This window comes from Streptomyces sp. BE20, assembly GCF_036322525.1.
In the GTDB taxonomy this organism is placed as follows: domain Bacteria; phylum Actinomycetota; class Actinomycetes; order Streptomycetales; family Streptomycetaceae; genus Kitasatospora.
Genome location: NZ_JAQYWW010000567.1, coordinates 41,249 through 67,113, shown reverse-complemented (window position 1 = coordinate 67,113; position 25,865 = coordinate 41,249). Strand labels below are relative to the sequence as shown.

The 25,865-nt window shown below is 74.8% G+C and carries 22 protein-coding genes and 1 riboswitch; of the genes, 12 read left to right on the top strand and 10 right to left on the bottom strand.

Going from position 1 to position 25,865, the window contains the following annotated elements; all coding sequences use genetic code 11:
* Positions 1 to 10: 10 nt before the first annotated feature.
* Entirely contained in the window at positions 11 to 1,561 is a 1,551-nt protein-coding gene (locus PUR61_RS09975; protein WP_329877899.1) for a DHA2 family efflux MFS transporter permease subunit, read from the bottom strand.
* A gap of 308 nt (positions 1,562 to 1,869) precedes the next feature.
* Positions 1,870 to 2,033: riboswitch (cyclic di-AMP (ydaO/yuaA leader) on the top strand.
* A 3-nt stretch (positions 2,034 to 2,036) separates the two neighbouring features.
* Between PUR61_RS09975 and PUR61_RS09970 the strand changes: the two genes are divergently transcribed.
* Positions 2,037 to 3,050, top strand: a complete 1,014-nt coding sequence (locus tag PUR61_RS09970) for a M23 family metallopeptidase (protein ID WP_329877897.1) — start codon at positions 2,037 to 2,039, stop codon at positions 3,048 to 3,050.
* Positions 3,051 to 3,612: 562 nt separating this feature from the next.
* Here the strand turns inward: PUR61_RS09970 and PUR61_RS09965 are convergent.
* Complete coding sequence (locus PUR61_RS09965) at positions 3,613 to 4,332, bottom strand: DUF2470 domain-containing protein (protein ID WP_329877895.1); 720 nt, start codon at positions 4,330 to 4,332, stop codon at positions 3,613 to 3,615.
* Positions 4,333 to 4,605: 273 nt separating this feature from the next.
* On the opposite strand from PUR61_RS09965, the gene PUR61_RS09960 reads away from it, so the two are divergent.
* Positions 4,606 to 5,898, top strand: coding sequence for an MFS transporter (locus PUR61_RS09960; RefSeq protein ID WP_329877893.1), 1,293 nt, complete (start codon positions 4,606 to 4,608; stop codon positions 5,896 to 5,898).
* A 75-nt stretch (positions 5,899 to 5,973) separates the two neighbouring features.
* On the opposite strand, the gene PUR61_RS09955 is transcribed toward PUR61_RS09960, so the two are convergent.
* From PUR61_RS09955 to PUR61_RS09945, 3 genes are read right to left on the bottom strand one after another with little or no spacing between them, the layout of a single operon-like run.
* Positions 5,974 to 6,381, bottom strand: a complete 408-nt coding sequence (locus PUR61_RS09955; protein WP_329877891.1) for a RidA family protein — start codon at positions 6,379 to 6,381, stop codon at positions 5,974 to 5,976.
* Positions 6,382 to 6,406: 25 nt separating this feature from the next.
* Complete coding sequence (locus PUR61_RS09950; protein ID WP_329877889.1) at positions 6,407 to 7,159, bottom strand: IclR family transcriptional regulator; 753 nt, start codon at positions 7,157 to 7,159, stop codon at positions 6,407 to 6,409.
* A complete protein-coding gene (locus tag PUR61_RS09945; RefSeq protein ID WP_329877886.1) occupies positions 7,156 to 8,484 on the bottom strand; it encodes a sugar kinase in 1,329 nt (442 codons plus the stop codon). Before PUR61_RS09945 ends, PUR61_RS09950 begins: the two co-directional genes overlap by 4 nt.
* 177 nt (positions 8,485 to 8,661) lie before the next feature.
* On the opposite strand from PUR61_RS09945, the gene PUR61_RS09940 reads away from it, so the two are divergent.
* The 4 genes from PUR61_RS09940 to PUR61_RS09925 all read left to right on the top strand — a co-directional run bounded on the left by PUR61_RS09940 (position 8,662) and on the right by PUR61_RS09925 (position 14,281).
* Positions 8,662 to 9,987 carry an alanine racemase gene (locus PUR61_RS09940; RefSeq protein ID WP_329877884.1) on the top strand — a complete coding sequence of 442 codons (1,326 nt, stop codon included), beginning with the start codon at positions 8,662 to 8,664 and terminating at the stop codon, positions 9,985 to 9,987.
* The gene (locus PUR61_RS09935) at positions 9,987 to 11,663 is read left to right on the top strand and encodes an N-acyl-D-amino-acid deacylase family protein (RefSeq protein WP_329877882.1); all 1,677 of its coding nucleotides are present in this window, start codon (positions 9,987 to 9,989) and stop codon (positions 11,661 to 11,663) included. The genes PUR61_RS09940 and PUR61_RS09935 overlap by 1 nt, the downstream gene beginning before the upstream one ends.
* Positions 11,660 to 12,379 carry a bifunctional 4-hydroxy-2-oxoglutarate aldolase/2-dehydro-3-deoxy-phosphogluconate aldolase gene (locus tag PUR61_RS09930; RefSeq protein WP_329877880.1) on the top strand — a complete coding sequence of 240 codons (720 nt, stop codon included), beginning with the start codon at positions 11,660 to 11,662 and terminating at the stop codon, positions 12,377 to 12,379. The genes PUR61_RS09935 and PUR61_RS09930 overlap by 4 nt, the downstream gene beginning before the upstream one ends.
* A gap of 306 nt (positions 12,380 to 12,685) precedes the next feature.
* Positions 12,686 to 14,281 (top strand): alpha-amylase family glycosyl hydrolase, encoded by a 1,596-nt coding sequence (locus tag PUR61_RS09925; RefSeq protein WP_329877878.1) that lies wholly within the window; start codon positions 12,686 to 12,688, stop codon positions 14,279 to 14,281.
* Between the two features lie 259 nt (positions 14,282 to 14,540).
* On the opposite strand, the gene PUR61_RS09920 is transcribed toward PUR61_RS09925, so the two are convergent.
* The 3 genes from PUR61_RS09920 to PUR61_RS09910 form a co-directional block, all read right to left on the bottom strand.
* On the bottom strand, positions 14,541 to 14,810 hold the full coding sequence (locus PUR61_RS09920; RefSeq protein ID WP_329877876.1) for a hypothetical protein: 270 nt from the start codon (positions 14,808 to 14,810) through the stop codon (positions 14,541 to 14,543).
* 87 nt (positions 14,811 to 14,897) lie between these two features.
* Positions 14,898 to 15,710 carry a (2Fe-2S)-binding protein gene (locus tag PUR61_RS09915; RefSeq protein ID WP_329877874.1) on the bottom strand — a complete coding sequence of 271 codons (813 nt, stop codon included), beginning with the start codon at positions 15,708 to 15,710 and terminating at the stop codon, positions 14,898 to 14,900.
* A 152-nt stretch (positions 15,711 to 15,862) separates the two neighbouring features.
* Positions 15,863 to 16,468 (bottom strand): hypothetical protein, encoded by a 606-nt coding sequence (locus PUR61_RS09910; protein ID WP_329877872.1) that lies wholly within the window; start codon positions 16,466 to 16,468, stop codon positions 15,863 to 15,865.
* Positions 16,469 to 16,710: 242 nt separating this feature from the next.
* Here PUR61_RS09910 and PUR61_RS09905 point away from each other — a divergent pair, with 242 nt between their 5' ends.
* The 3 genes from PUR61_RS09905 to PUR61_RS09895 all read left to right on the top strand — a co-directional run bounded on the left by PUR61_RS09905 (position 16,711) and on the right by PUR61_RS09895 (position 19,558).
* The gene (locus PUR61_RS09905; RefSeq protein WP_329877870.1) at positions 16,711 to 18,162 is read left to right on the top strand and encodes a sensor histidine kinase; all 1,452 of its coding nucleotides are present in this window, start codon (positions 16,711 to 16,713) and stop codon (positions 18,160 to 18,162) included.
* Positions 18,163 to 18,300: 138 nt separating this feature from the next.
* A complete protein-coding gene (locus PUR61_RS09900; RefSeq protein WP_329877868.1) occupies positions 18,301 to 18,831 on the top strand; it encodes a hypothetical protein in 531 nt (176 codons plus the stop codon).
* A gap of 34 nt (positions 18,832 to 18,865) precedes the next feature.
* Positions 18,866 to 19,558 carry a response regulator gene (locus PUR61_RS09895; protein WP_443035142.1) on the top strand — a complete coding sequence of 231 codons (693 nt, stop codon included), beginning with the start codon at positions 18,866 to 18,868 and terminating at the stop codon, positions 19,556 to 19,558.
* A 313-nt stretch (positions 19,559 to 19,871) separates the two neighbouring features.
* Here the strand turns inward: PUR61_RS09895 and polX are convergent, their stop codons facing one another.
* Positions 19,872 to 21,599 carry a DNA polymerase/3'-5' exonuclease PolX gene (gene polX, locus PUR61_RS09890; protein WP_329877864.1) on the bottom strand — a complete coding sequence of 576 codons (1,728 nt, stop codon included), beginning with the start codon at positions 21,597 to 21,599 and terminating at the stop codon, positions 19,872 to 19,874.
* Between the two features lie 319 nt (positions 21,600 to 21,918).
* Between polX and PUR61_RS09885 the strand changes: the two genes are divergently transcribed.
* From PUR61_RS09885 to PUR61_RS09875, 3 genes are all read left to right on the top strand, one after another.
* Complete coding sequence (locus tag PUR61_RS09885; protein ID WP_329877862.1) at positions 21,919 to 22,743, top strand: hypothetical protein; 825 nt, start codon at positions 21,919 to 21,921, stop codon at positions 22,741 to 22,743.
* 117 nt (positions 22,744 to 22,860) lie between these two features.
* Complete coding sequence (locus PUR61_RS09880; protein ID WP_329877860.1) at positions 22,861 to 23,490, top strand: helix-turn-helix domain-containing protein; 630 nt, start codon at positions 22,861 to 22,863, stop codon at positions 23,488 to 23,490.
* The gene (locus PUR61_RS09875) at positions 23,487 to 24,947 is read left to right on the top strand and encodes an MFS transporter (RefSeq protein WP_329877858.1); all 1,461 of its coding nucleotides are present in this window, start codon (positions 23,487 to 23,489) and stop codon (positions 24,945 to 24,947) included. The genes PUR61_RS09880 and PUR61_RS09875 overlap by 4 nt, the downstream gene beginning before the upstream one ends.
* A gap of 129 nt (positions 24,948 to 25,076) precedes the next feature.
* On the opposite strand, the gene PUR61_RS09870 is transcribed toward PUR61_RS09875, so the two are convergent.
* Entirely contained in the window at positions 25,077 to 25,739 is a 663-nt protein-coding gene (locus PUR61_RS09870) for a DUF6629 family protein (protein ID WP_329877856.1), read from the bottom strand.
* Positions 25,740 to 25,865 lie beyond the last annotated feature (126 nt).

Below are 25,865 nucleotides of genomic sequence, written 5' to 3'. Positions count from 1 at the left end.
CGGCGTCTCGTCAGGCGTCCGGCCGGGGCCTCGTCACCGTACCGGTGGCGGGGCCTTCGCCGTGCTCGGACGCCTCCGGCGCGTGGCCCGGATCCAGTGGCGGTGCGCCGGTGGCGCAGGCGTACCGGCAGTCCGGCTCGGCCACCGGGTGATCCTCCGGCGCCAGGACGTTGCCGTGCACGGTGACCAGCGCGGTCAGCCCGCCGGCCACCAGGAGCCCGGCGCAGATCAGCATCGCGGTGCGGAACGCCGCGTCCACCGAGGCCGGCACCTGGTAGGCGTCGCCGCTCAGCCCCGCCAACGACGGCAGGGCGGCGACCGCGAGCAGGCCGGCGGCCCGGGCGGCGGCGTTGTTCACGCCGCTGGCGATCCCCGCGTGCCGTACCTCCACCGCCGCCAGCACCGTCGCGGTCAGCGGTGCGACCAGCAGCACCATCCCGCAGCCCATCACCGTGACGGCCGGTAGCACGTCCGTCCAGTACGAGGCGTCGGGGCCGATCCGCAGCATCAGCAGCACGCCGGCGGCGCAGAGCAGCGGGCCGACGGTGAGCGGCAGCCGGGGCCCGATCCGCTTGCCCAGCCGGCCGGCCCGTGCGGAGAGCGCCAGCATCAGCACGGTGATCGGCACCAGGGCCACCCCGGAGACCAGGGGGGAGAAGCCGGAGACGATCTGGAGCTGCACGACGAGCAGGAAGAAGACCCCGCTGAACGCCGCGTAGACGGCGAGGGTGACCAGGTTCACCGCCGTGAACAGGCGTGACGAGAAGAGTCCGAGCGGCAGCATCGGCTCCGGCGTGCGGCGCTCGACCAGCACGAAGGCCACGCCCAGCAGCAGCCCGGCCGCCCCGGTGAGCCAGACCCCGGGGGAGAGGCCCTCCCCGGCGGCGGTCAGCGCGTAGGTGAAGGTCCCCAGGGCCACTGCGGCCAGCACCGCGCCGAGGACGTCGAACCGGCCGGTCGAGGACTCGTCCCGGCTCTCCGGCACGTGTCGGGCGGTCACCGCGACGACCAGCGCGGCCAGCGGGACGTTCAGGAGGAAGATCCACCGCCAGCCCGGCCCGTCCACCAGCCAGCCGCCGAGGAACGGTCCGACCGCCGCCGACACCCCGCCGAGGCCGGACCAGAGGCCGACCGCGGCGGAGCGGTCCTCGGGGTGGAAGACCGCCTGGAGCATCGCCAGTGATCCCGGGGTGAGCAGGGCCCCGCCGACGCCCTGCACCGCGCGGGCGGCGACCAGCACCTCGATGGTGGGCGCGGCCGCGCAGGCCGCGGAGGCGACGGCGAACCAGACCACGCCGAGCAGGAAGATCCGGCGCCGGCCGTACCGGTCCCCGAGCGCGCCGCCGAGCAGGATCAGCCCGGCCAGGGTGAGCAGGTAGGCGTTGAGCGTCCACTGCAGGGCAGCGAGCGGGGCGTCGAGATCGGTCCCGATCCTGGGCAGCGCGACGTTCACGACGGTCCCGTCGAGCATCGCCAGGCTGGAGCCGAGCACCGTCGCCAGAAGTACCCAGCGACCCTGCGCGGTGCCCAACCGCAGGATGCCGGCCTCGGAGGTGGCCACGGCATGATCGTCCGCCCCGGGGGCCGACGTGACAAGGGTCACCGGGGGCGTGTCGGCGGATGGCTTTCCGTGAGTGATCGTGTGCGGACCGGTCCGGAAATCGGCGGAGGGTCGTGGATCAGTGGCGCGCCGTGAATCGATTGTGTGCGTACTGTGCAGCCGATCATTCGGAGCGTGACGGCGGTCCGGTGTTTTGTTGCGAGTTCAAGAGATCGACATTGCTTCACTCGGACGGATGAGTTTTAGTTCAGCGACCGCCCGGCGTCAGCCCGGGTGGCCACCGGGTGGAACGCCTAGTCCTGCCGCTGCCCGGTGGTACGCAACGAACTCTGTTCGGCAGGAGCGGGGGACCCAAAGGTAAGTCGCCGGACCGGAATTCGCGGTCCGGCTTGGGGTGAAGCCGCCTAGATGCGGCCGGGCAACTCCAGCCCGAACCCGACAGCTCACCTCGTAGGCGTCGGAGAGGACATCAGCCATGGCCGCACAGGCTCGTCGTATCGCCCTGCCCCGCGCCGTCCGCATCGGTATCGCCACCGCCGTCACCGGCGCCGCCTTCGCCCTCCCGCTGGTCACCACCGTGAGCGCCCAGGCCCACGAGGCTCCGGCCGCCAAGCCCCACCAGACCAGCACCTGGAACGGCGCCGCCAGCGTCGACGCCGCCCCGGCCGCCGCCCCGGCCGCCGCCCCGGCCGCCGAGACCGCCCCGGCCGCCGCGGCCGAGGAGACCTACAAGGTCGCCGGTGGGGACACCCTGTCGAAGATCGCCGACGCGAAGAACGTCCAGGGCGGCTGGGAGGCCCTGTACGAGCACAACCGCTCGGTCGTCGGCGCCAACCCGAACCTGATCTACCCGGGCCAGCAGCTCGCACTCGGCGGCAAGGCCGTCGAGGCCGCCAAGCCGGCCGCGCCCGCCGCCAAGCCGCAGGTCTCGCAGGACTCGGTGAAGCCGGCCGCGAAGCCCGCCGCCCCGGCCGTCAAGCCGGTCGCCCCGGCCGCGAAGCCCGCCGCGCCCGCCGCCAAGCCCGCGCCGGTCCAGGCCGCGAAGCCCGCCGCCCCGGCGCCGGCTCCCGTGGTCGCCTCCTCCGGTTACGTCGCCCCGCTGGCCGGTACCAAGCTCGGTACCGCCTACGGTGTCGCCGGTTCCATGTGGTCCTCCGGCCACCACACCGGTGTCGACTTCTCCGCTGCCACCGGCACCCCGCTGCGCGCCATCGCGGCCGGCACCGTGGTGAAGGCCGGCAACGGCGGCGCCTACGGCAACGAGGTCGAGATCAAGCTCGCCGACGGCAAGTACGCCCAGTACGCGCACCTGTCCTCGATCGCGGTGAAGGTCGGTCAGACCGTCACCGCCGGCCAGCAGATCGGCCTCTCCGGTGCGACCGGCAACGTGACCGGCCCGCACCTGCACTTCGAGATCCGCACCGGCTCGGAGTACGGCTCGGACATCGACCCGATCGCCTACCTGCGGGCGCACGGCGTCTCGATCTGATCGAGCACCAGAACCACCGCTGGGTGCGGGGTGAACGACCTCCCGGAATGGTCATGTCGGGTGACCGCTCGACCGGGTGATCGCCGCACCACCAGTGGATCCACGGGCGCGGGACACGCCCGTTGGGCCGGCCCGGTTCGCGAGACCTCCTCTCGCGGACCGGGCCGGCCTTTGTCGTTTTCGCCCCCCCGGGGGATCTTTCCGATGGATTGTCCGGCCGGCCGGATTCCCGCCGAATTCAGGTCGAAGCCCGAAGGGTTCCGGAAGGGTTCCGGAAGGGTTCCGGGAGGGGCTCGGGGAGGGGTTTCCGGAGTGGTTTCCGGGCGAACGGATCGTTCGGCTGCCGTCAGCGGCGCGGGGCGGTGGTGCCGGTCGGCAGGGCTCGCCGGAGTGTGCGGCCGCCGGGGACGCGAGGGTGGGCGCGGTCGACCCGGTGGACGCTCGCGGAATCTCCCGGCCGCCCGGTTCTGCGGCATGGGTGACCGGCGGTGCGCGGCCGGCCGTCAACGGCCGGGCCGGGCGGGAGAGTCGGGCCGGTGGTGGGGCGGGGGTGGGGCGGGGGTCAGCGCCGGTGCGCGGGCTCGGCCTGCTGCGCGGCGGTCAGCAGCTGGTGCACGCGGTGGCCGAAGTCGTCGGCGTCGTGGGCCGGTTCGGGGAAGACCAGCCGGACGTCACGGTGGCCGTGCGCGTGGTCGAGGCGGAGCACCAGGCCGTACCGGTCGAGGGCGAGCGGCCGGACGTCGGGGTGGTCGACGAGCAGCTCCGGGTCGAGGAGGCGGGTGAGCACCGCGAGGGCGTCCGGGTGGTCGTCGGCGAGGTGGGTGAGCATGCCGGCCTCGTAGCGGGCGAGCGGGTCCGGGGTGGCGAGGGCGAGGTCGGCGCCGGTGAGGGCGCTGGTGCCGTACGGGGTGGAGAGGACGGCGTGGGCGACGTCCAGGCGGAGGTGGACGCTGAGGCCGTCGTCGGCGAGGTGGGCGAGGTGGAGGCGCCCGGCCAGGGTGAGGCGTCCGCGGACCCGGTCGCGGACGGCGACCGGCGCGATGTCGGTGAGGTCGAGGACGACGGGGAGTCCGTCCTGCTCGCGGACGGTCGCGAGGGTGAGCGGGGCGTCGAGCGGGGCGCGCAGGCGGAGCCTGGAGCCGTGGACCGAGACGGGGGTGGTGAGTTCGTGGTGCTCGCCGAAGGCGCGGACGACGACGGAGGAGGCTGCGCAGAGCAGGCTGCCGACCCGTTCGGCGGCGGTGGGCTCGGGGACCTCGGCGTCGATGGGGGTGGGGTTCATGGCAGCCTCCGGCTAGTTAGGTGAGGCTAACCTAATGACTTGCGCTGCGTGAGGCAAGGTGACGCGGGCCGTCGCGTGCGGGGGGTGGTGACGAGTGGCCGAAGGGGGAGCGGGGTGCGGCTGCCGCGGGGGGTGTTGTAGGCGGCCGTCTATATGCCGCGCTTGCAAGTATCCGGCGAGCGGTCGTATTGTCGACGCTGGTAGTTGCATGCGCAATGGTTTGGTGTGCGGCTGACCGGTACCCCTGCAACGCTCCGGAAAGCGGTCCCTCTCATGCCTCTCGCGCTCCTGGCGCTGGCGATCAGCGCCTTCGGCATCGGCACCACCGAGTTCGTGATCATGGGCCTGCTGCCCGAGGTCGCCGGCGACTTCTCGGTGTCCATCCCCACCGCCGGCCTGCTCATCTCCGGCTACGCGCTCGGCGTCGTCGTCGGCGGGCCGCTGCTCACCGTCCTCGGCGCCCGCGTCCCCCGCAAGGGCATGCTGCTGATGCTGACCGGCCTGTTCATCGTCGGGAACCTGGTCTCCGCGACGGCCCCCGCCTTCGGGCTGCTGATGGCCGGGCGGATCCTCGCCGCCTTCGCGCACGGCGCGTTCTTCGGCATCGGTTCGGTGGTCGCCGCCGACCTGGTCGCCCCGCACAAGAGGGCCGGCGCCATCGCCCTCATGTTCACCGGACTCACCGCCGCCAACGTGCTCGGCGTCCCGATGGGCACGCTGCTCGGCCAGCACTTCGGCTGGCGTTCCACCTTCTACGTGGTCGCCGCGCTCGGGGTGATCGGCTTCGCAGGCATCGCCGCGCTCGTCCCCGTCCAGTCTCGGCCGGAGGGGGCCCGGCTCGGCGCCGAGCTGGCCGTCTTCCGGACCCCGCAGATCTGGCTCGCGCTGACCATGACGGTGCTCGGCTGGGGCGGCATCTTCGCGATGTTCACCTACATCACGCCGATGATGACCGAGCTCGCCGGCTTCTCGCCGTCCGGCGTCACCTGGCTGCTCTTCCTCTTCGGGGTCGGCCTCTTCGTCGGCAACCTGCTCGGGGGCTGGTTCGCCGACCGTGCGCTGATGCGCAGCCTCTACGTGATCCTCGCGGTGCTCGCGGTGCTGCTGTTCGCCTTCACCTTCGCCGCGCAGAGCCGGGTCGGCGCGATCGTGGCCATCCCGCTGATCGGGGTGTTCGGTTTCGCCACCGTCGCCCCGCTGCAGAAGCGGGTGATGGACCAGGCGGCGGGCGCGCCCACCCTCGCCTCGGCCGCGAACATCGCCGCGTTCAACCTGGGCAACGCGCTGGCCGCCTGGCTCGGTGGGCTGGTCATCTCGGCCGGGCTCGGCTACCAGGCGCCGAACTGGGTGGGCGGACTGATGGCCGCCGCGGCGCTCGGTGTGGCCGTGCTGTCCGGTGCTCTGGACCGGCGTGCGGGCCGGAGCGGCGGCGGCCGGGTGGTGGTGGCGGGGGGACCGGCCTCCGGCGGGGTGGCAGGCGCTGCCGGTCCGGACGGCGCGGTGGCGGCTTCCGCGTCGGCCCCGGTGGCGGGGCCGACGGAGCGCGCGGTGGCAGCCGGGAGGTGAGCCACGGCCACGCGGAAGGGCCCGGACGAGTGTCCGGGCCCTTCCGCGTGGCCGCGTGGCCGCGTGGCCGCGTGATCAGCCGACGACGGCCTGGGCGTCGATCTCGACCAGCATCGGCTCCTGCGGGAGCTCGGCGAAGATCGTGGTCCGGCAGGGCTTCACCCCGCCCGGCCTGATGTTCTCGTCGATGAACTCGGCATAGACCTCGTTCATCAGCGGGAAGTCGGCACGCTTGGTGAGGTAGACGCGGAACATCACCACGTCCTCGATCGTGGCGCCGCCCGCCTCGACGATCGCCTTGACGTTCTCCAGCGTCCGCCGGGTCTGGGCCTTCACGTCGCCGTGGAACAGGTACTCGCCGGTGGCCGGGTCCTGCGGGCCCTGGCCGGACACCTGGAGGATCGGGCCCTTGCGGACGCCCTGGGAGAACATCCACGCCGGGGCGGGGGCGCCGTCGGTCCGGATCTCGGTCTTGTCGCTCATGCGCTTCCTTCGTTGCGGTGATTGCTCAGGTGGTCGGCGGCGTCTGGCCGCAGTCGGCCGAGACGGCGCGGGTGGTGGCGAGCAGCTGGGGCAGCAGCTCCAGCACCTGCTCGTACGGGAGGACGACGTCCGGCACCGAGATCGAGGCGGCGGCGACCACCCGGCCGCTGGCGTCCCGGATCGGTGCGGCCACGCAGTTGATGAACGCCTCGTGCTCGGCGTGGTCCTGCGCCCAGCCCTGGACGGCGACCTTCTCCAGTTCGGCCAGCAGTGCCTCGGGCGTGGTCAGGGTGCGGGCGGTGTGCGGGGTGAAGTCGATCCCGGCCACCACCCGGCGGCGCTCCGGCACCGGCAGGTCGGCCAGCAGCACCTTGGAGACCGCGGCGCTGTGCAGGGCCGCGCGCAGGCCGATCCGCGAGTACATCCGCACCGGGTGGCGGGAGTCGTACTTGTCGATGTAGACCACCTCGCCCCCCTCGTACGCGGCCAGGTGCACGGTCTGGCCGGTGGCGGCGTTCAGCTCGGCCAGGTGCGGTGCGGCGATCCGGCGGACCCCGCGCTGCTCCAGCGCCAGGCCGGAGAGGGCGAAGAGCCCGGCGCCCAGGTGGTAGCGGTACGCCGGATCGCGGTAGACGAATCGTTCCTCTTCGAGGCTCTGGAGCAGCCGGAGCACGGTGGTCTTGTGCACGCCGAGCACCTCGGCGAGCTGGTCCAGCGAGCGCTCGCCCTCGCCGAGCTCGGCGAGGATGCGCAGGGCGCGGGTGACGGTCTGGCTCATCGTGCTCCAAGGGCCGGGGAGGCGGCCGGTCGGGGGTCGGCGGCACCGCCCCCCGGCGCCGGCGCGGCCGGAGCGGGCGTGGCCGCCGCGGGTGTCGCCGTGGCGGGCGCCGACACGCTGGAGGCCGGGACGGTCCGTGCGACCGCGGGCAGTACAGGGGACACGATGCCATCCGCCGACACCCGGGTGGACGCCCAGTCCTCCGGGGAGGCGGCGAGCAGGGCGGCGACCACCGGCTCCGGGGGCAGCTCGGCCTGGTCGCCGTCGGCGGTCAGCGCGCACGCCGCGCTCAGGTGGCCGAGTCGCAGACGGCGCCGCTGGTCGAGGCCGCGCACCGTGCCGGCCAGGTATCCGGCGGCGAAGGCGTCGCCGGCCCCGGTCGCCTCGACCACCTCGACGGTGAGCGCCGGCTCGCTGACGGTGCTCCCGTCCCGCTCCAGGGCGGTGACCAGCCGGGCGGCGTCCTTGACCACCAGGGTGGCGGGGGAGGGGAACCGGCGGCGCAGCTCGTGCGGGTCGCCGATGCCGAACGCGGCCTCGGCCTCGTCGGCGCCGATCAGCAGGAGGTCGGCGGCGTCCAGCAGCGGCGGGAGCACCGAGACGTCGCGGTCGCGCCAGAGCGCCGGGCGCCAGTTGAGGTCGAAGCTGACCAGACGGCCCGGGCGGCGGTCGGCGAGCAGGGCGCGGAGCAGGGCCAGGCAGTCGTCGGAGAGCGCCGCGGTGATGCCGGAGAGGTGCAGCAGCCGGGCGCCGGCCAGTAGCCGGGCTGCGGCCGGGTCGGCGAGCAGGGCGGGGGAGAGCGCGGCGGCGGCAGAACCCCGCCGGTGGTAGTGGAGCCGGCTGCGGCCGGGACCGAGGTCGAACCCGCCGCCGGTGGAGCCGCCGATCTCCTTGAGGTAGAGGCCGGTGGGGCGGTGCGGATCGACGGCGACCGCCGAGACGTCCACCCCCCGTGCGGTGAGCTCGCCGAGCAGGCGGCGGCCGAAGCCGTCGTCGCCGACCCGGCTGATCCAGGCACTCGGCACGCCCAGCGCGGCCAGGGCGCCCGCCACGTTCGACTCGGCCCCGCCGACGGATAGTCGGAACGCCTCCACCGACTCCAGAGGGCCGGGCCGGTCGGGCAGGAGGACGGCCATCGACTCGCCCACGCAGACGGCGGCCGGGGTGGCGGGGGCGCCGTCCCGGACGTCCCCCGGGGCGGGCGCGGCGGAGCCGGCCGGGGTGGCCGGCGCGGCCACTGCGGGCCCGGCCGGGTCGGGTCCGGCCGCCGCCGGGCCGCCGAGCTGTGGGGTGCCCGGGCTCACGGCGGCGTCCTGTCGTGGCATCTGCTGGGCTCCTCGGGGTGCTGCGGCCGACCGGGTGGGGGTGCTGCGGCCGACCGGGTGGCCCGCCTGCCGGGGGCGACCGTCGTTGACCTTCGTCCGGCGCCGATGCTAGAACCGTGCTGCCAGCATGTGCAACCCTCGTTGCGTATGTTGCAACACGGCAAATGGAGGAAGACGGTGGACCAGACCTTCGCAAGCAGCGGCACCGGGCCGGGCATCGACACCGGGGCGGTGGCGGCGCTCGCCGACGAGACGCTCGACTGGCGGTTCAAGGCGCTGCCGCCGGCCGCCTGGGGCCTGAGCGTCCGCGACTACCTGGCCACCGGCCCCGCCCTCGCCGACCTCGGCACCCCGCTGCTCACCCTCGACGCCGGCGCGCTCGACCACAATCTGCGGACCATGGCCGCCTGGTGCGCCGAGGCGGGCGTGGCGCTCGCCCCGCACGGCAAGACCACCATGGCCCCCGCGCTGTGGCAGGCCCAGCTGGCCGCGGGAAGCCACGGCATCACCCTCGCCAACCTGCCGCAGATCAGGGTGGCGCGGGCCTTCGGCGTCCAGCGGGTGCTGCTCGCCAACACCCTGCTCGACCCGGCCGGCCTCGGCTGGCTGGCCGGCGAACTGGCCGCCGACCCGGCCTTCGCCTTCACCTCCTGGGTGGACTCCGCCGCGAGCGTCCGGCTGATGGACGAGGGGCTGCGGGCCGCGGGCGCCGAGCGTCAGGTCGAGGTGATGGTCGAACTCGGCGGCCCGGGCGGGCGCACCGGCGCCCGTACCGTCGACGAGGCGGTCGAGATCGCCGCCGCCGTGCTGCGTGCGCCCACCCTGCGGCTTGCCGGGATCGGCGGCTACGAGGGCGCGCTGGCCCATGACGCGAGCGAGGACGGGCTCGCCGCCGTCCGGACGTACCTGCGGACCCTCGCCGAACTGCACGGACGGCTGGCTAGCGCGTACGCCGACGGCTCGGCGCCCGTGGTCACGGCCGGGGGGAGTGCCTACTTCGACCTGGTGGCCGAGGAGTTGGGGGCCCTTCCGGAAGCCTTCGTGGTGCTCCGTTCCGGTGCGTACATCGCCCACGACGACGGCTTCTACCGGGGGATCTCCCCGCTCGCCCGGGCCGCCGGCGCCGCGGGTGGGACGGACGCCGGTGGGGCACCGCTGCGCAGTGCGCTGCACGGGTGGGCCCGGGTGGTCTCCCGGCCGGAACCGCACCTGGCGCTGCTGGACGCCGGAAAGCGCGACCTGCCGTTCGACGAAGGGCTCCCGGAGCCGCAACGCGTCCGGGGCGGGGCGGAGTTGACCGGGACCGCGGCGCGGATCACCGCTCTCAACGACCAGCACGCCTTCCTGCGGGACGCGGGCGACCTCGCGCCGATCGGTGCCGTGCTGAGGCTGGGCGTCTCGCACCCGTGCACCGCCTTCGACAAGTGGGCGCTGATCCCGGTGCTCGACGACGCCTCGGCGGCCGAGCCGAAGGTCACCGGGCTGGTCAGGACGTTCTTCTGATGAGCCGGGAGCAGGGGCCGGGCGGCGAGGGCGAGCCGGCGGGCCGGGTGGACCGCGGCAACGGGCCCGGTGCCCGCGAGGTGGTCTTCAAGGGGGCCACGGTCATCGACGGCACCGGCGCCGAACGGTACCGGGCCGACGTCCGGATCGCCGACGGACTGATCGCCGAGATCGGCCGCGGTGTCGACGGGGCGCGGGTGGTGGACGCCGACGGGCTGGTGCTGGCTCCCGGGTTCATCGACATGCACGCCCACTCCGACCTCGCCCTGCTGCTCGAACCCGAGCATCCGGCCAAGGCCACCCAGGGTGTCACCTGCGAGGTCCTCGGCCAGGACGGCCTCTCCTACGCCCCGGTCGACGACCGTACGCTGCCTGCCCTCCGCCGCCAGATCGCCGGCTGGAACGGCGACCCGGAGGACTTCGACTGGGACTGGCGGACGGTCGGCGGCTACCTGGATCGGCTGGACCGGACCGGTCCCGCCGTCAACGCCTGCTACCTGGTGCCGCACGGATCGCTGCGGATGCTCGTCGTCGGATGGGAGAACCGGGCCCCGAGCGCCGCCGAACTCGACCGGCTGCGCGCGCTGTTGGCCCAGGGGCTGGCCGAGGGCGCGGTCGGGATGTCCAGCGGGCTGACCTACACGCCCGGGATGTACGCCGACACCGCCGAACTCGTCGAGCTCTGCCGCGTGGTCGCCGAGTACGGCGGATTCCACGCCCCGCACCAACGCTCCTACGGCGAGGGAGCGTTGGAGGGCTACGCGGAGATGGTGGAGATCGCCCGGCGTTCCGGCTGTCCGCTCCACCTGACCCACGCCACGATGAACTTCGGCGTCAACCGGGGACGGGCCGGCGAACTGCTCGACCTCGTCGACCGGGCGCTCGACGACGGGGTGGACCTCACCCTGGACAGCTACCCCTACCTGCCCGGTTCCACCACACTGGCCGCGCTGCTCCCCAGTTGGTCCACCGAGGGCGGCCCGCGCGCCACCCTCGACCGGCTGGGCGATCCCGCGGTGCGCGAGCGCATCCGGTACGAGGTGGAGGAGAAGGGCAGCGACGGCTGCCACGGGGTGGTCACCGACTGGGCCACCATCCAGCTGTCCGGCGTCCGGAACCAGGAACTGGCCGGTGCCGTCGGCCGGTCCGTGGCCGAGCTCGCCGCCGAGCAGGGCCGCTCCGGGACGGAGGTCTTCCTCGACCTGCTGCGCCGCGACGAGCTGGCCACCACGATCCTCCAGCACGTCGGCCACGAGGAGAACGTCCGGGCGATCATGCGCCACCGTGCGCACACCGTCGGGAGTGACGGGCTGCTGGTCGGGGCCCGGCCGCACCCGCGTGCCTGGGGCACCTTCCCCCGGTACCTGGCCCGTTACAGCAGGGAGGCGGGCGTGCTCACGCTGGAGGAGACGATCGCCCGGATGACCGGCCGGCCCGCCGCCCGGCTCCGCCTGGACCGGCGGGGCCGGATCACCCCGGGCCACCACGCGGACCTCGTCCTGTTCGACCCCGAACGCGTCCAGGACGCGGCCACCTTCGACCAGCCGCGGCGGCCCGCCGTCGGCATCGAGCACGTCTACGTCAACGGCACAGCCGTCGTCCGGCAGGGCCGCACCACGGGCGCGCGCCCGGGGCGGGCCCTGCGCCGAACCGCACGAGGAACCCGAGCCGCATGAACTCTCAGCCCGTCACCGTCGATTCCGTCGACCCGGCCGCCGTCGTCGACCCCGCCGCCCCGGTCGGTCCGGTTGCCGCCGACCCCGCCGTGCTCGCCGCCACGCGCGCGGCGCTGGCCGCCGAACCGGTCATCGCCGTCGTCCGTGCCCCCCGGATACCGGACGCCGCCGCGCTCTGCGCCGCGCTCGCCGAGGGCGGCATCACCTGGACCGAACTCACCTTCACCACACCGGACGTGACGTCCCACGTCGAGCAGGCCGCGCGTGCCGGCTGGCGGGTCGGGGTCGGTACGGTGCTGACCCCGGAGCAGGCCGGGCGGGCGCTCGACGCCGGTGCTTCCTTCCTGGTCACCCCCGGTCTGCGGCCCGAGGTGGCGCACGCCGCGCATGCCGCCGGGGTGCCGGTCGTCCTGGGTGCGCTCACTCCGACCGAGGTGGCCCTGGCGGTCGACCTGGGCGCCGCCGCCGTGAAGATCTTCCCCGCGCGGGCGTTCGGTCCCGGCTACTTCAAGGACCTCCGCGGCCCGTACCCGGACGTTCCGCTGGTCGCCTCCGGAGGCGTCAACGGGGGCAACGCGGGCGAGTTCCTGGCCCAGGGCGCGCTCGCGGTCTGTGCCGGGACGGACGTGGTGCCGCCGGACGTGGTCGCGGCCGGGGACTGGGCGGAGATCACCCGGCGGGCGAAGGCGTTCACGGCGGCCTGCGCGGCGCGGTAGCGGACGGCGGGGCGGGCTCCGCAGTTTTGAGGCTCCGCGGCTTTGAGGCTTCAAGGCTGCGGAACTGCGGGTCGCGGGGGTGCGGAGGGTGGGCGGAGCGGTTCGGGAGGGGTGCGGGGCGCGCGGGGAGGGGGAGCGGGAGGGCGCTGAAGCGGCGCGGGAGGAGTGCGGGACGACCCGGGGGCTCCTCCCGCCACAGGCCCCGGAGGCCCGCTTCGGCGCCGGGAGTGGTCGCTGCGGACTGTTGGGACGGCCGGGATTCAACGAGAATCGAGAGCCCCCGGCACCCGGCAGGAGGATCCACCCATGACCTCGACCCGCCCCGGCCCCGACTGGCTGGCCGACGCCGTCCTCTACCAGATCTACCCGCAGACCTTCGCCGACTCGGACGGCGACGGAATCGGCGACTTCACGGGCGTCACCGAGCACCTCGACCACCTCTCGTGGCTGGGTGTCGACACGGTCTGGCTCAACCCGTGCTTCGCCTCGCCGTTCCGCGACGCCGGGTACGACGTCGCCGACTACCTGACGCCCGCGCCGCGCTACGGCACCACGGAGGGCCTCGCCGCCCTGGTCGAGGCCGCGCGGAGCAAGGGCATCCGGGTCCTGCTGGACCTGGTCGCCGCCCACACCTCCGACCGCCACCCCTGGTTCCTGGCCGCGGCCGAGGACCCGTCCGACCACCGCTACATCTGGTCCGACGGCCCGGTGGACGGCTTCGTCGCCTCGCCCGGCGGCCGTCCCGGCTGGTACCGGCCCAACTTCTTCGACTGCCAGCCCGCACTCAACTTCGGCTACGCGCGCGAGAGTGCCGACCAGCCCTGGCGGCAGTCGGTGGACGCCGAGGGACCGCGTGCCAACCGTGCCGCGCTGCGCGAGATCATGGACCACTGGCTCGGCCTCGGCCTGAGCGGCTTCCGGGTCGACATGGCCTCCTCGATGGTCAAGGACGACCCCGGCTTCACCGAGACCGGCAAGCTCTGGACCGAACTGCGGGACTGGCTCGACCGCACCCACCCGCAGGCGGCCCTGTTCGCCGAGTGGGGAGAGCCGGCCGCCGCCGTGGCAGCCGGTTTCCACGCGGACTTCTTCCTCCAGTTCGGCGGCGCCGACCAGGGGTTGCCACTGCGTTCGCTCTGGAACAACAACGCCGGAACGGTCGAGGAGTACTGGAAGCAGGGGCCCTGCTACTTCGAGGCCGAGGGGCGCGGCACGCCCCGGGTCTTCCTGGACGCCTGGCGCTCCGCCGCCGAACTCACCGAGGGCGCCGGTTACATCGCACTCCCCACGGCCAACCACGACTTCTCCCGGCTCGCCACCGGACCGCGCACCGCGGAGCAACTCGCCCCGGCCTTCGCGCTGTTGCTCACCTGGCCCACACTGCCGGCGGTCTACTACGGGGACGAGATCGGCATGCGGTACCTGCCCGGCCTGCCGGACGTCGAGGGGAGCGTGCTCGGCCCGCAGTACAACCGGGCCGGCTCGCGCACCCCCATGCAGTGGGCGCCCGGCCCGAACGCGGGCTTCTCGACGGCTCCCGCCGAGCGGCTCTACCTGCCGGTCGACCCCGACCCGCACCGGCCCGACGTGGCCACCCAGCGGGCCGACCCGACCTCGCTGCTGCACACCGTCCGGCGGCTGATCGCGCTGCGCCGGGCGCACCCGGGGCTGGGGGCCACCGGCTCCGTGGAGGTCCGGCACGCGGGCTACCCGCTGGTCTACACGCGCGCCGGGCGGTACCTGGTGGTGGTCAACCCGCGGCGGGAGCCGGTGGTGGTGGAGCTGGGCGGGGCCGCACCGGAGGGCCGGGCGGTCCGGCCGCTCGACGTGCAGGGGGTGCGGGTGGTGAGCGGGGAGCTGCGGGCGGACGGCTTCTCGTACGGGGTGTTCGAGCTGGTCTGATGCCGTGGGCCGGGGCGGCCGGCCGGTCGGGCACCCGGTCGGCGGCGGTGGCGAGGCCGAGGAGGAGACGGAGGAGCCGCTCGCGGCCCGACCGCTCGGCCGGCCGCGACTCCGGACGGCAGGGGAGGGAGCCCCCGGGAGCGGAGTCGGGACGGGTACGTGCGGTGGCGGCGCGTGGCGCGGGCGGGGTGCCGTGGTGGATCCGGCGGGCAGCACCCCGGCCACGGAGCCCCCGACCTCGGGCCCGACCCGGGGCGGGTCAGGTGTGTCGGCCGGAGGGGCGGCGCAGCAGTCCGTGTCCGGCGCCGGCGAGCCCGCCGACCGCCCAGAGGAGGGCGGCGAACGGCGCGAGGTAGGAGGGCCGGGCGAGCCAGCCGACGGCCGCCGCCGAACCCAGCACCGCCGGCGCTCCGACCAGGGCGGCCAGGGCGACCGGTACCCCGGCCGCCAGCCGCAGGGAGGCCAGGGCGAGCCAGTACGCCGCTCCGGCCGTGAGCAGCGCCGCCGGGAGAACGAGTACGGACAGCACACCGGGACGATAACCCGGGCCGAGTCGAATCCGGTGCCGAGGGGCGAGCCGGTACCGCCTCGGCCGGCCCCGCCGACCCGGGCGCGGTCAGGGACGGCGGGGCGGGCGGGTGAAGCAGCAGTCGCCGCAGACGCCCGCCTGCGGGCCGACGCGGTAGTACAGGCAGCAGCTGGTGCGACGGAACGCCGTACCGCCGAGCGCGTCCGGGTGCCCGGGGATCCCGGGGACCCGGGTCGCGATCAACGTTCCGCTGCCGGTCAGCGGCGGTCGGTCGAGCACCTGGGCGACGAGCGAGCGGGCCCGCGCGGGGCCGTGGGGCGGGGAGGTGGCCTCCGGCGGCGGGGAGGTGCGGGCGGTGGCGTGCTCCGCGGTGTGTGCGTCGAGCATGCGCAGGGCGCCGGCCAGGGCCGAGGCGGTGTTGCCCCGGAGCAGCCCGTCGGAGAGCGGCACCACGGCCCGGACGGCCGCCTCCAGGACCACCAACTGCCCCTCGACGACGGTCCGGTGGAAGCGGTCGACGAGGGAACCCCGGTCCGCGCGGGCGGGCCCGGACGGCATCCAGAGGTCGACCGGTCCCTGTTCGGGGACCCGCACCCACGCCCGGTCCGGGTCCAGTTCGGGCACCTCGCCGAGCAGGACGGCCGCACCGAGGCCCACCGAGCAGAACCGGGCGGCCAGGCCGAGGTGCAGGATCGACGCCGCGACCCTGGGCTCGGCCGTCCCGAGCCGCCGCGCCACCTCTCGTACCCGGTCGGCCAGCGGTCCGTCCGGGCCGGGGGCGTAGAGCTCCCGCAGCGGACGGAAGCCCGGGGGCGGCCCCTGGTCCGGTGCGGCTGCGACGTCGAGGGCGAAGTAGGGGCCGACGAGGGCGAGCCGGCCGTAGTCGGGTGCGTCGCTCACCGGCCGGCCACCGCTGCGCCGGGGACCCGTGCGGCGCGGCTGACCGGGTCCGGGCGGAAGGTGCGGCCCGGGCGGGGGAGGACGCCGGAGGGCGTACGGGGCTGGGACATCGGACGGGTCCTCCGGTTCCGTGCGGCGGGGTGCGGCGGGGCTCAGCCCCGGACGGTGAAGTTGCCGGTGTCGGTACGGATGAACGGTACCGTGCCCTGGCAGTCGGACACGGGTATCCCGAAGGCGCCCCAGAGCCACCCCAGGCGGTCGTTCCGCCCGTCGTCCTGGACGGTGAGCGAGACCCTGGAACCCACGAGCGTCAGGTCCGGGAACCAGGGCGCCGACCCGCCGGTGACCACACCGGTGGTGATCGCCGTCCGCCCGCCGGCGGCGAGGCAGTCGAGGGTGCCCTCGAAGTCGGCGACCAGGGCGCCGTCCGGCCGGTGGTGGGTGACGTGGAAGCGGCCCCGGGCGTGGCCGGGCGCGTTGTTGAGGTCCGTCCGGGCGTCGACTTCGAACCGGACGAGGTCGCCCTCCATCCCGGAGAAGTCCTTGGTGAGGGTGGCTCCGCCGCCGCCCCGCACGCGGACGGTCGGCTGGCCCGTCCCGCCGGTCCCGCCGGTCCCGCCCGTCTCCCGGGCGTCGGTGACGGCGGGTGGGGTGACGGAGGGGGCTGCGGTCACGGGCGCCGCGGTGACCAGTGCCGCCAGCAGGCAGAGGGCGGTGGCGGAGGCGGTGCGAACGGTCGTGGTGGTGGGGCGGCGCATGGGACGGGTCCTTTCGACGGTGGTCGGAGTCGGTCGGCGCCGTGCGGGGTCCGGGTGGGCCGGGTCCGGGGCCGGGGTGTCTCCGGCGAGGTGTTGCGGTCACGCACCAGACTGATCGGTGTACGGCCGTCGCACCTCCCGCTGCGGTGGGGGTTGCCCCCCTCCTCCGGGAGGATCTCCGCCTCCCCCGGGAGAGTTGGCCCGAGCGGGTGAACGACCGGCCGGATCGTAGGCTCGTCCGTATGTGTGCTGAACCTTCGGCGAATCGAGCGCAGGCCCGGATCCCGGCCGAGCCGTGGCCCGCCGCCGCTTCCTCCCTCCCGACCCGGGCCGCCCGGGCCCGCCGACCGCTGGGCACCGCTGTCGCGCTGCTGTTGCTCGCGCCCGCCGCACTGGCACATGCGGGTGAGCACACCGCCGCACTGCTGGTCGCGGGCACGGCCGCCCTGGCGGCGCTGGTCGCCGTCCTGCCGTGGCCGTCGCCGTCGCGACGGGTGACGCTCGTGGCGGCGGCGGGCGCGGTGGCCGTCGCCTCGCTGTCGTTGGACCTCGGGTACGCGGGGCCGTACCGACTGCCCGCCCTCTGGCTGCCGTTCGAGTGGGCGGCCCTGCTGGTGCTGGCGGGACGGGTGGCCCGCCGGGCGCGCGGACGGTGGGCCGGCGCGGTCGGGGTGGCGGTGGTGACGGCGGCGGCCGTGGTGCCGCTGCGGTTCACCGTGAGGGTCCCGGACGGCGGCCGGACCGGTTCCGTGATCGCCGTGCTGTGCTCGTTGGTGCCGCTGGCCGTCGTGGTCGGGGCGAGCCTCTACCTGCGCGCGCTGGACGCCCGTCGGGAGCGCGCGGTGACCCGGGCCCGGCGCGCACAGCGTCTCGAAGTGGCCCGCGGGCTGCACGACTTCGTGGCGCACGAGGTCACGGGCATCGTGCTGGAGGCTCAGGCGGGCCAGCTGCCGGGGCTGGATCCGGAGGAGACGGCCGCGCTGCTGCGCCGGCTGGAGGAGGCCGGGCTGCGCGCGCTGGATTCGATGGACGCGATGGTCGGCGCGCTGAGGGATCCGCAGGACGACGGGGAGGACGACGGGGAGGGCGCCGGGAACGGTGTCGGCGGGCGGGTCGGGGAGCGGGAGGGCGAGGTGGGCGTCGGCGGCGCGGCCGGTCGCACGGCCGGCACCACCCGTGTGCCGGGGCTGGCCGAACTGCCGGAACTGGTCGGTCGGTTCGCCGCGACGGGCGCCGTCCGGGCCCGTCTGGAGGCAGCGCCCGAGACCGTCGGGCTGTTGTCGGCGGAGGCGGACGCCACGGCCTACACCGTCGTCCTGGAGGCGTTGACCAACGTGCGCAGGCACGCTCCCGGGGCCGCGGAGGTGGTGGTGCGCGTGGCGGCAGGCCCGGGCGGCCTCCGGACGGTGGAGGTGTCGGTCACCGACTCCGGCGGTGGCGGACGCGGCGTCAAGGGCCTGCTGCGCCGCCGCCCGGGCAGTGGGGGCACCGGGCTGGTGGGACTCGCCGAGCGCGTCTCGGCGCACGGCGGCACGCTGGCGGCGGGACCGTGGCGGCCTGCGGGCTGGCGGACCGGCTGCGTGCTTCCCGCGCGACAGGCCGATCGGTCGGGCGCGGGCGGAAGGTCCTCCGCCGAAGATCTGCCGAACGGCAGATGGCAGGGGGCCGTCGAAGGACGATCCTCGTCACTGTGATCGAAGCCGGCAGCGCCGACGCGCTGCTCCGATCCGCGTCAACGGGTCGGTGCGACCGCCGCACGCGGGTCCTGCCACCACGCAGGGCCGCCGTCGCCGGTCGTGCCGCCGGACCGCTCCCGCCGCAGGAGGCCCTTCATGACCGTCGTGCCCAGCCCCGCCGTCGCGCCCGCCGCCCCGCCGCGAAACACCGCCGTCGCGCCCGCCGCCGTGGCCGCCAGGCCGGGGAGCGCCGCCGAACGCCCCGGAAGGTGGGCGTTCCTGCTCGGGCGCCCCGGGCGGGCGGTGGGCCGGGTGCCCGTCCTGGGAGCCGTGACCGCAGTCGTCCTGCTGGCTGCCGTCACGGGCTGCGCCCGGGCCGAGGAGGCCGAGCCCGAGTCGACGCTCTTCGGCTACGCCGGCACCACGCTGGACGTCGTCGTGGCGCATCACGTGCCCACCGACCTGGTCACGGCGGACCGTCAGGACATCAAGGTCACGCGCTGGTTCAAGGCCGACGTCGTCGGCACGAGCACGACCGACTGGAGGCTGGAGGGCGACACCCTCCACCTGGAGGCGAGTTGCTCCGGCCTCGCCGACTGCGACGCGAGGTTCCGGGTCGAAGTGCCGCCGCACGTGGCCGTGCTGCGCGACGGCCGGGCGACCGACCTCAAGGGCCGGCCCTCCTGATCCCGGGGCGGGCGGTCGGCGCCGCCGTGCGAGACTGCCCCCCGTGACGAGTCCGAACCCGGAGCCCATCCGCACGCTGATCGCGGACGACCAGGAGGCCGTCCGGCGCAGTGTGCGGCGGATCCTTGAGGCCCAGCCCGACATCACGGTGGTCGGCGAGGCGGCCGACGGTCTCGCCGCGCTGGAACTCGCCGCGGAACGGCGCCCGGACGTCGCGCTGGTGGACATCCGGATGCCGCGGATGGACGGCCTGGAACTGACCGCCAGGCTCGCCGGCCCGGGCGCCGTCACACCGGTGCGGGTGGTGGTGCTGACCACCTTCGACCTCGACGAGTACGTCTACCCGGCGTTGCGGCACGGCGCCTCGGGGTTCCTGCTCAAGCGCTCCGGTCCGGCGCTGCTGGCCGAGGCGGTCCGGGCGGCGGCGGACGGGGAGAGTCTGATCAGCCCGTCCGTCACCGTCCGGCTGCTGCAGCACGTCACGGAGACCCGGCGGACGGACCGCCGGTCGGCGCCGGTGGCGCCGCTGACCGGGCGCGAGGTGGAGATCGCCGGGCAGGTCGCCGCGGGCCGGACCAACGCCGACATCGCCGCGGAACTCTTCATCTCCCCGGGCACGGTGAAGACGCACGTGGCGAGCATCCAGCGCAAGCTCGGCGTGTCGAACCGGGTCGGCATCGCGGTGCACGCCTGGGAGATGGGGTACGCGGTGCGGACGGGCGCGTAGCCGGAGGCGGGGAACCACGGACGTGGGGAACCTGCGAGGCGGCGGTGGCCTCCGGACGTCGCGTCCTCCGGCCGTACAGTTCGATCGTCGACCGAGGTACCAGCGGCAGACCCTGATCCGTCTCGATCTGTCGCCACTGCCTCCTGCGGTCGAACTCCCTCAACTACCTCGCAGGTTCACCACCATCATGCTCCTCGCCGGGCCGGTGCACCAGGGGTTCGGTGGACAGATTCTCCCCAATCGGATATTTCGGGGTGATGTGGGAGAGCGGAGAGTGTCCGGGGCCGGCGGCCACGCCCCTCCGGGCGGACGCTCACCGCAGTGCGTCCTTGCGCAGGAACCGCTTCAGCCGCTGCCAGGGCCAGGTGTTGATCACGTCCTCGGTGGTCAGCCAGGCCCGCTGGGCGGTGCCGATCCCGTACCGGGGGTAGGCCAGGTGCGGGGTGGCGTGCGCGTCACTGTCGATCGAGAAACTCACCCCGTGGCGCCGGGCGCGCAGGACGTCCTCGTCGCGCAGGTCGAGGCGTTGGGGAGAGCTGTTGATCTCGATGGCGGTGCCGGTCCGGGCCGCGGCCGCGAACACGGCGTCCAGGTCGACGTCGATCGGGCCGCGCCGGCCGATCCGCCGGGTGGTGAGGTGGCCGATGACGTGGACGTGGGGGTTCTCGCAGGCGCGGACGAGGCGACGGGTCTGGGCCGCCCGGTCCGCCCCGAAGTGCGAGTGCACCGAGGCCACGCAGACGTCGAAACCGGCCAGGAAGTCGGCCGGCCAGTCCACGCCGCCGTCGGGGCCGATGTTCAGTTCGGTGCCGTGCAGCAGCCGCATCCGCCGGTGGCGGCCCGCCAGTGCGCGCAGTCGCTCGCGCTGGGCGAGCATCTTCTCGTCGGTCATCCGCTGCATCACCAGGTCGGGCGCGTGGTCGGTGACGGCGTAGTAGGAGTAGCCGCGCGCCGCGGCCGCGTCGATCATCTCCTCCAGACCCGCCAGCCCGTCGGTCAGGTCGGTGTGGGTGTGCAGGTCGCCCCGGAGGTCGGCCTCGGTCACCAGGTCCGGCAGCTCGCCGCTCAGGGCGGCCTCGATCTCGCCCCGGTCCTCGCGCAGCGGCGGCGCGATCCACGGCAGGCCGAGCGCCCCGTAGACCTCCTCCTCGGTCGCCGAGGCGATCTTCTCCCCGCTCTCGGCGTCGAACAGTCCGTACTCGGACAGCTTCCGCCCGGCCCGGACGGCGATCGTCCGCAGCCTGATGTTGTGGGCCTTGGAACCGGTGAAGTACACCAGCGCCGCGCCCCAGTCCTCCTCGGGCACCACGCGCAGGTCGACCTGGAGACCGTCGGTGGTGCGGATCGAGGTCTTGGTCGGACCGCCGGCGATCACGTCGGCCACCTGGGGGAGCCCGGTGAGAGCGGCCATCAGCGGCGCCGAGTCCTCCGCGGTGGCCAGCACGTCGATGTCGCCGACGGTCTCGCGCATGCGTCGCAGCGAGCCGGCGTACGCGCAACGGGTGCAGCCGGGGACGGCCGCGAGCGCGGCGACGATCTGTTCGGCCTGCGCGGTGGCGACGTCCAGCAGCGTTCGTCCGCCCGACTGCCGCATCAGCTCGATGCCGTGCAGGATCTTCTCGCCGCTCCGCTCGCCGAAGCCCGCCACCTCGCTCAGCCGGTCGGCGCGGACCGCCTCGGCGAGCTCGTCGACGGACGCGATGCCGAGGTCCCGGTAGAGCGCGAGGGCGCGCTTGGGGCCCACGTGGGGGACGGACATCATCGCGCGGACCCCGGTCGGGATCTCGGCCCGCAGCGACTCCAGCGCCTCGATCCGGCCGGTGGAGAGGTACCCGGCGATCTTCTCGGCGGTGGACTTGCCGACGCCGGGGATCTGTTGGAGGCCCTTGACGTCGAGTCCGGCGATGTCGTCGGGGTGGCCGCCGACCGCCCGGGCGGCCTTCTCGTAGGCGCGGGCGCGGAAGGCGTCCCCGCCGGTGATCGAGATCAGGTCGGCGTACTCCTGGAGCAGCTCCCTGACCTGGTTGTTGAGCCGGGCCATGCGGCCAGTCTAGGGTCGGCGGGCGGATCGGGCGGATCGGGCGGATCGGGCGGATCGGGGGTGGAGGGTGTCCGTGTTCGGGGTGGGGGGCGTGCGGGGCTTGCGGAGGGTGGTTGCGCGCGCCGGGGAAGTGCGCCCCCGCCGGTCGGCGGGTGTCGACTCCTCCGGTCGGCGGGGTGGGCGGGTCGGCCTAGGGCCGGGGGCCGGATTGTCACCCGGGCGGCGCTGGCGCAGGCTGGTCGCAGGACCGGGGAGACGGTCCGCACCGGCTCGCCGGGGATTCCGCGGAGACGGTCCGCGAGGTACGAGGGGCGGGGCGATGGCAAGCGGGAAGCTCTGGGACTACGTGGCGTCGGGCGCCCGGGCGCTGGGCGGGTTGGGTCCGCTCGGACGGTCCGGCGGACTGGCGGGTTCGTGGCTGGTCAAGAGCGCCGGCGGGGTCGGTCGACCGGGCTCGACGGCCGGGTTCGGCGCGTCGCCGGCCGGTGGCGGCGGGCTCGGCGGCCCGCTCCGGGCGGGCTCGGGCGGGATGGTCGGACCCCAGGCGTTGTCGCGACCCGAACTGGAACGGTTGCGGTGGACCGACCGGGCCGGCGGCTGCGTGCCGGACGCGCGGCACGTCCAGGTGGCCGACGTGGTGCGCAGGGTGCTGCGCGGCGGCGGCCGGTCGGCGTCGGTGTCGGTGCGGATACCGGTCGGCCTGCCGGTGGTGGTGGCGGACGCCCGTCGTCTGGAGGCGGCGCTGGCCGGGCTGGTCGACCACGCCGTCCGGCGCAATCCGCCCGGGGTCAGGGTGCTGGTCCGGATCGATCCGGTGCCCGGTCCGGGCGGTCCGGGCGGGCTCGGGTTCCCCGGCTTCCCGGGGTCCCCGGAGGTCCCCGCGGGTGAGCTGGCCCGGGTGGAGCTCAGGGTCGTGGACCAGGGGCCGTCGGAGCTCCCCGAGGCCCGGCACTGGCTGCCGGCCGGGGTCCGGGCCGCCGAACCCGGAGGCCCGGCGGACGGGCGCGAACCCGGCGGGGCGGGCGACGCGGCCGGGCCCTCGGTGCCCGCGCTGGTCCGGGCCGCGGGGGGACGGCTGGGCGTGGAGCAGACGCCCGGTGGAGGGGTCACGGTGGTGCTCGTGCTGACGGTCGCCGGGGACTGACGGCGGGCCGTCGGGGGCGGTGCCGGCGCGCCGCGCAGGCCCTTCCACCATAGAACCGCAAACAGTTCTTCGCAAAAACCCTTTGCGAAGAACTGTTTGCGGTTCTATGGTGTTGTCATGACCGATGACCGCAGATGGCCGCACAGCCCGGATCCCCAGACCGATGTCGTGCTCGACGCCAAGGGCCTGCGTGCCCTGGCCCACCCGGTGCGCGTGCAACTGATCGGGCTGCTCCGCAAGCACGGCCCGTCCACCGCCACCCGGCTCGCCGGGCAGCTGGGGCTGAACTCGGGGGCGACCAGTTACCACCTCCGCCAGCTCGCGGCGTCCGGGTTCGTCGCGGAGGACACCGAACGCGGCAACGCCCGCGAGCGGTGGTGGAAGGCGGTCCACCAGGTCACCTGGTGGACGGACGCGAACCTCGCCGACGAGGACCCGGAGGCGGCGCTCGGCTACCTGAGGTCGATCGTCGCGGGGCACACCGTCACCGCGCAGACGGCGCTCAACGCGTACGAGACCATGCCGAGCGACTGGCGGCACGCCCTGGACCTCAGCGACTCGGTGCTCCGGCTCAGCCCGGAGGAGGCCCGCGAACTGGCGGCGGAGCTGACGGAGGTGGTCGCGCGCTACCGGCGGGCCGATCCGGCCTCGGCGGGACCGGAGGGCACCGAGCGGGTGGCGGTGGTCGTCCAGGTGCTCCCCGACCCGGTGGCGGCGGCACCTGAGGAACCGGAGGAACGATCATGACCGCGCGGAGTACGGACGCTTCCGCCGTCGGTGCCGCCGGGGCTGCCGATGCCGCAGCCGCGCCGCGCAGCCTCCGGCCGCTGGTCGGTGTGCTGGCGGCGATGGCGGTCTCCCTGACCGGGACGCGGGTCTCGGCCATCGCCCTGCCCTGGTTCGTGCTCGCCACCACCGGCAGCGCGACCATGACCGGCCTGGTCGCTTTCGTCGAGCTGACGCCGTACGTGCTGGTCAAGGCCCTCACCGGGCCCGTGGTCGACCGGCTCGGCCCGCGTGTCGTCTCCTGGACGGCGGACGCGGTGAGCGCCGTGGTGGCCGGTCTGGTGCCACTGCTGCACGGCCTCGACCTGCTGCCGTTCTGGCTGCTGCTGGTCATGGTCGGGGTGATCGGTGCGGCCCGCGGCCCGGGGGACCTGGCCAAGGAGATCATGGTCCCCGAGGCGGCCGACCGGGGCCGCGTCCCGATGGAGCGGGCCACCGGGCTGTCCGGGGTCACGGAGCGGTTGGCCTCCACGGCCGGCCCGGCGGTGGGCGGAGCTCTCGTCGCGCTGCTCGGCCCGATGGTCGGCCTCACCGTCAACGCGGTCGCCTTCGCGCTGGGCTCGCTGGTCATCGCACTCGCACTGCCACGGGGCATGGGTCGGGCCGTCGCCCCGCACGCCGCCGCTGCCCTGCCACTCACCGAGGCCGCGCCGTCGTCCGAGCCCGCGCCTGGGCACCGGACCGGGCGCGTGGCCGAGCGCGTGGACGAACCCGGGGCGCCGCCGATCGGCTACTGGCGGATGTTCCGGGAGGGGTTCACCTTCCTCCGGGGCGACCCGCTGCTGCTGACGATCATCGTGATGGTCGCGGTGACGAACCTGCTGGACGCCGCGTTCATGACGGTCCTGGTCCCGGTCTGGGCCCAGGAGTCCGGGGGCGGTCCGGCCGCCATCGGTCTGACGGGAAGCGTCTGGGGGATCGCGGCGGTCGGGGGCAGCCTGATCGCGGCAGCCGTCGCCCACCGGCTGCCGCGCCGGACGGTGTTCTTCACCGGCTTCCTGCTCTGCGGTGCCCCGCGGTTCCTGGTCCTGGCCCTGGGGGCACCGATGGGTGTCGTCCTCGCCGTCTTCGCGGTGAGCGGCTTCGGCTCCGGATTCCTCAATCCGATCCTCGGCGCCGTCCAGTTCGAGCGTGTACCGCGCCACCTGCTCGGCCGGGTCAACGCCCTCGGCGACTCCTTGGCCTGGGCCGGCATCCCGTTGGGCGGTCTCCTCGGCGGCGCGGCCGTGGCCCTGGTCGGGCTCGTACCCGTGCTGCTCGTGTGCGGCGGTCTGTACTTCGCCACCACCACGCTCTCCGGCCTGCGCCCGGAGTGGCGCGAGATGGACCGCAAGCGAGGCCGTGGACCGCAAGCGGTCGCCGACACGGGCAGCACTCCGGCAGAACGGCCTGCGGTCACCACCGCAGTCGGGGCCTGACCCGGACGGCCACGCAGGCGGGTCGGGCCGGGGGGGCAGGTCAGGTCGATTCCGCGGGGCCGCCGTCGGCGGGGGCCGCCGATCCAGGGGCGACCTGCGGTCGGCCCGCCGACCGGCAACCGGTTCCTGTCACACCCCGACGGTGGGGGGCCGACCAGGTGAAGCCGTCCAGTGGAGGAGGAGAAGCGAGGCGAGAGCGGCCAGGGCGCACCAGGTGGAGACGAACGCCAGCCGCCAGAGCAGGGCGCAGACCAGCGCGCCGACACCGGTGAGCAGACCGAGGAGGCGAAGCGAACGGTCACCGCTGAGGAGGAGCGCGCCGACGGTGGCAAGGAGGTAGCCGAGGAGGAGGAGAGCCGGGTACGGGACGCCGACGCCGTAGGTGAGGGTGTGGGTGTGCTCGGTCACGGTCACCGGCCGGACGGCGACGGCGAGGGCCAACGGGACGGCCACGAGGATGCCGAGGAGGGCGACGGCGGTGAGCAGCCTGCGACGGGTCGGTCCGCCGTCGGTCGCGCAGCGGACCCCGACGGGGACCATGACGGGGAGCAGCGGCAGGGCGATCACCGCCCAGACCGTGCCCGCCCAGCGGGCCGTCCCGGCGGGTAGGTCCCCGTCGGCGCCGAGCCAGACCGCGGCCTCGATCAGTTGGTGCACGCCGAGGACCAGGGGGAGTGCGGCCAGCACGAGCCGTTCAGGTCGTCCGGCGCGGTGGGCCCGGACCAGGCAGAGAACGCCGACGGCCGAAACCGCGCCGCCGACCACCAGGTCCGCCCGGGCGCTCCAGCACATGTGCCGTGCTCCGGCGGCCGGTCAGCGGGCGCCCGGGAGCGGGCCGGCTCCGTCTGCGCCGTCGTGGCGGTCGTCGTTGCGGCCGCTCGTGTCGTTGCCCGCCATGTCGCTCCCCTGCGCCCTGTT

Excerpts from the sequence above, each read along its gene's own strand:
- PUR61_RS09880 (WP_329877860.1), top strand. The coding sequence starts at position 22,861 with ATGACCGATGACCGCAGATGGCCGCACAGCCCGGATCCCCAGACCGAT.
- PUR61_RS09900 (WP_329877868.1), top strand. The coding sequence starts at position 18,301 with ATGACCGTCGTGCCCAGCCCCGCCGTCGCGCCCGCCGCCCCGCCGCGA.
- PUR61_RS09955 (WP_329877891.1), bottom strand. The coding sequence starts at position 6,381 with ATGAGCGACAAGACCGAGATCCGGACCGACGGCGCCCCCGCCCCGGCG.
- PUR61_RS09965 (WP_329877895.1), bottom strand. The coding sequence starts at position 4,332 with ATGAACCCCACCCCCATCGACGCCGAGGTCCCCGAGCCCACCGCCGCC.
- PUR61_RS09960 (WP_329877893.1), top strand. The coding sequence starts at position 4,606 with ATGCCTCTCGCGCTCCTGGCGCTGGCGATCAGCGCCTTCGGCATCGGC.
- PUR61_RS09935 (WP_329877882.1), top strand. The coding sequence starts at position 9,987 with ATGAGCCGGGAGCAGGGGCCGGGCGGCGAGGGCGAGCCGGCGGGCCGG.
- PUR61_RS09930 (WP_329877880.1), top strand. The coding sequence starts at position 11,660 with ATGAACTCTCAGCCCGTCACCGTCGATTCCGTCGACCCGGCCGCCGTC.
- PUR61_RS09950 (WP_329877889.1), bottom strand. The coding sequence starts at position 7,159 with ATGAGCCAGACCGTCACCCGCGCCCTGCGCATCCTCGCCGAGCTCGGC.
- PUR61_RS09870 (WP_329877856.1), bottom strand. The coding sequence starts at position 25,739 with ATGTGCTGGAGCGCCCGGGCGGACCTGGTGGTCGGCGGCGCGGTTTCG.
- PUR61_RS09970 (WP_329877897.1), top strand. The coding sequence starts at position 2,037 with ATGGCCGCACAGGCTCGTCGTATCGCCCTGCCCCGCGCCGTCCGCATC.
- PUR61_RS09945 (WP_329877886.1), bottom strand. The coding sequence starts at position 8,484 with ATGCCACGACAGGACGCCGCCGTGAGCCCGGGCACCCCACAGCTCGGC.
- polX (WP_329877864.1), bottom strand. The coding sequence starts at position 21,599 with ATGGCCCGGCTCAACAACCAGGTCAGGGAGCTGCTCCAGGAGTACGCC.
- PUR61_RS09905 (WP_329877870.1), top strand. The coding sequence starts at position 16,711 with ATGTGTGCTGAACCTTCGGCGAATCGAGCGCAGGCCCGGATCCCGGCC.
- PUR61_RS09875 (WP_329877858.1), top strand. The coding sequence starts at position 23,487 with ATGACCGCGCGGAGTACGGACGCTTCCGCCGTCGGTGCCGCCGGGGCT.
- PUR61_RS09885 (WP_329877862.1), top strand. The coding sequence starts at position 21,919 with ATGGCAAGCGGGAAGCTCTGGGACTACGTGGCGTCGGGCGCCCGGGCG.
- PUR61_RS09910 (WP_329877872.1), bottom strand. The coding sequence starts at position 16,468 with ATGCGCCGCCCCACCACCACGACCGTTCGCACCGCCTCCGCCACCGCC.
- PUR61_RS09925 (WP_329877878.1), top strand. The coding sequence starts at position 12,686 with ATGACCTCGACCCGCCCCGGCCCCGACTGGCTGGCCGACGCCGTCCTC.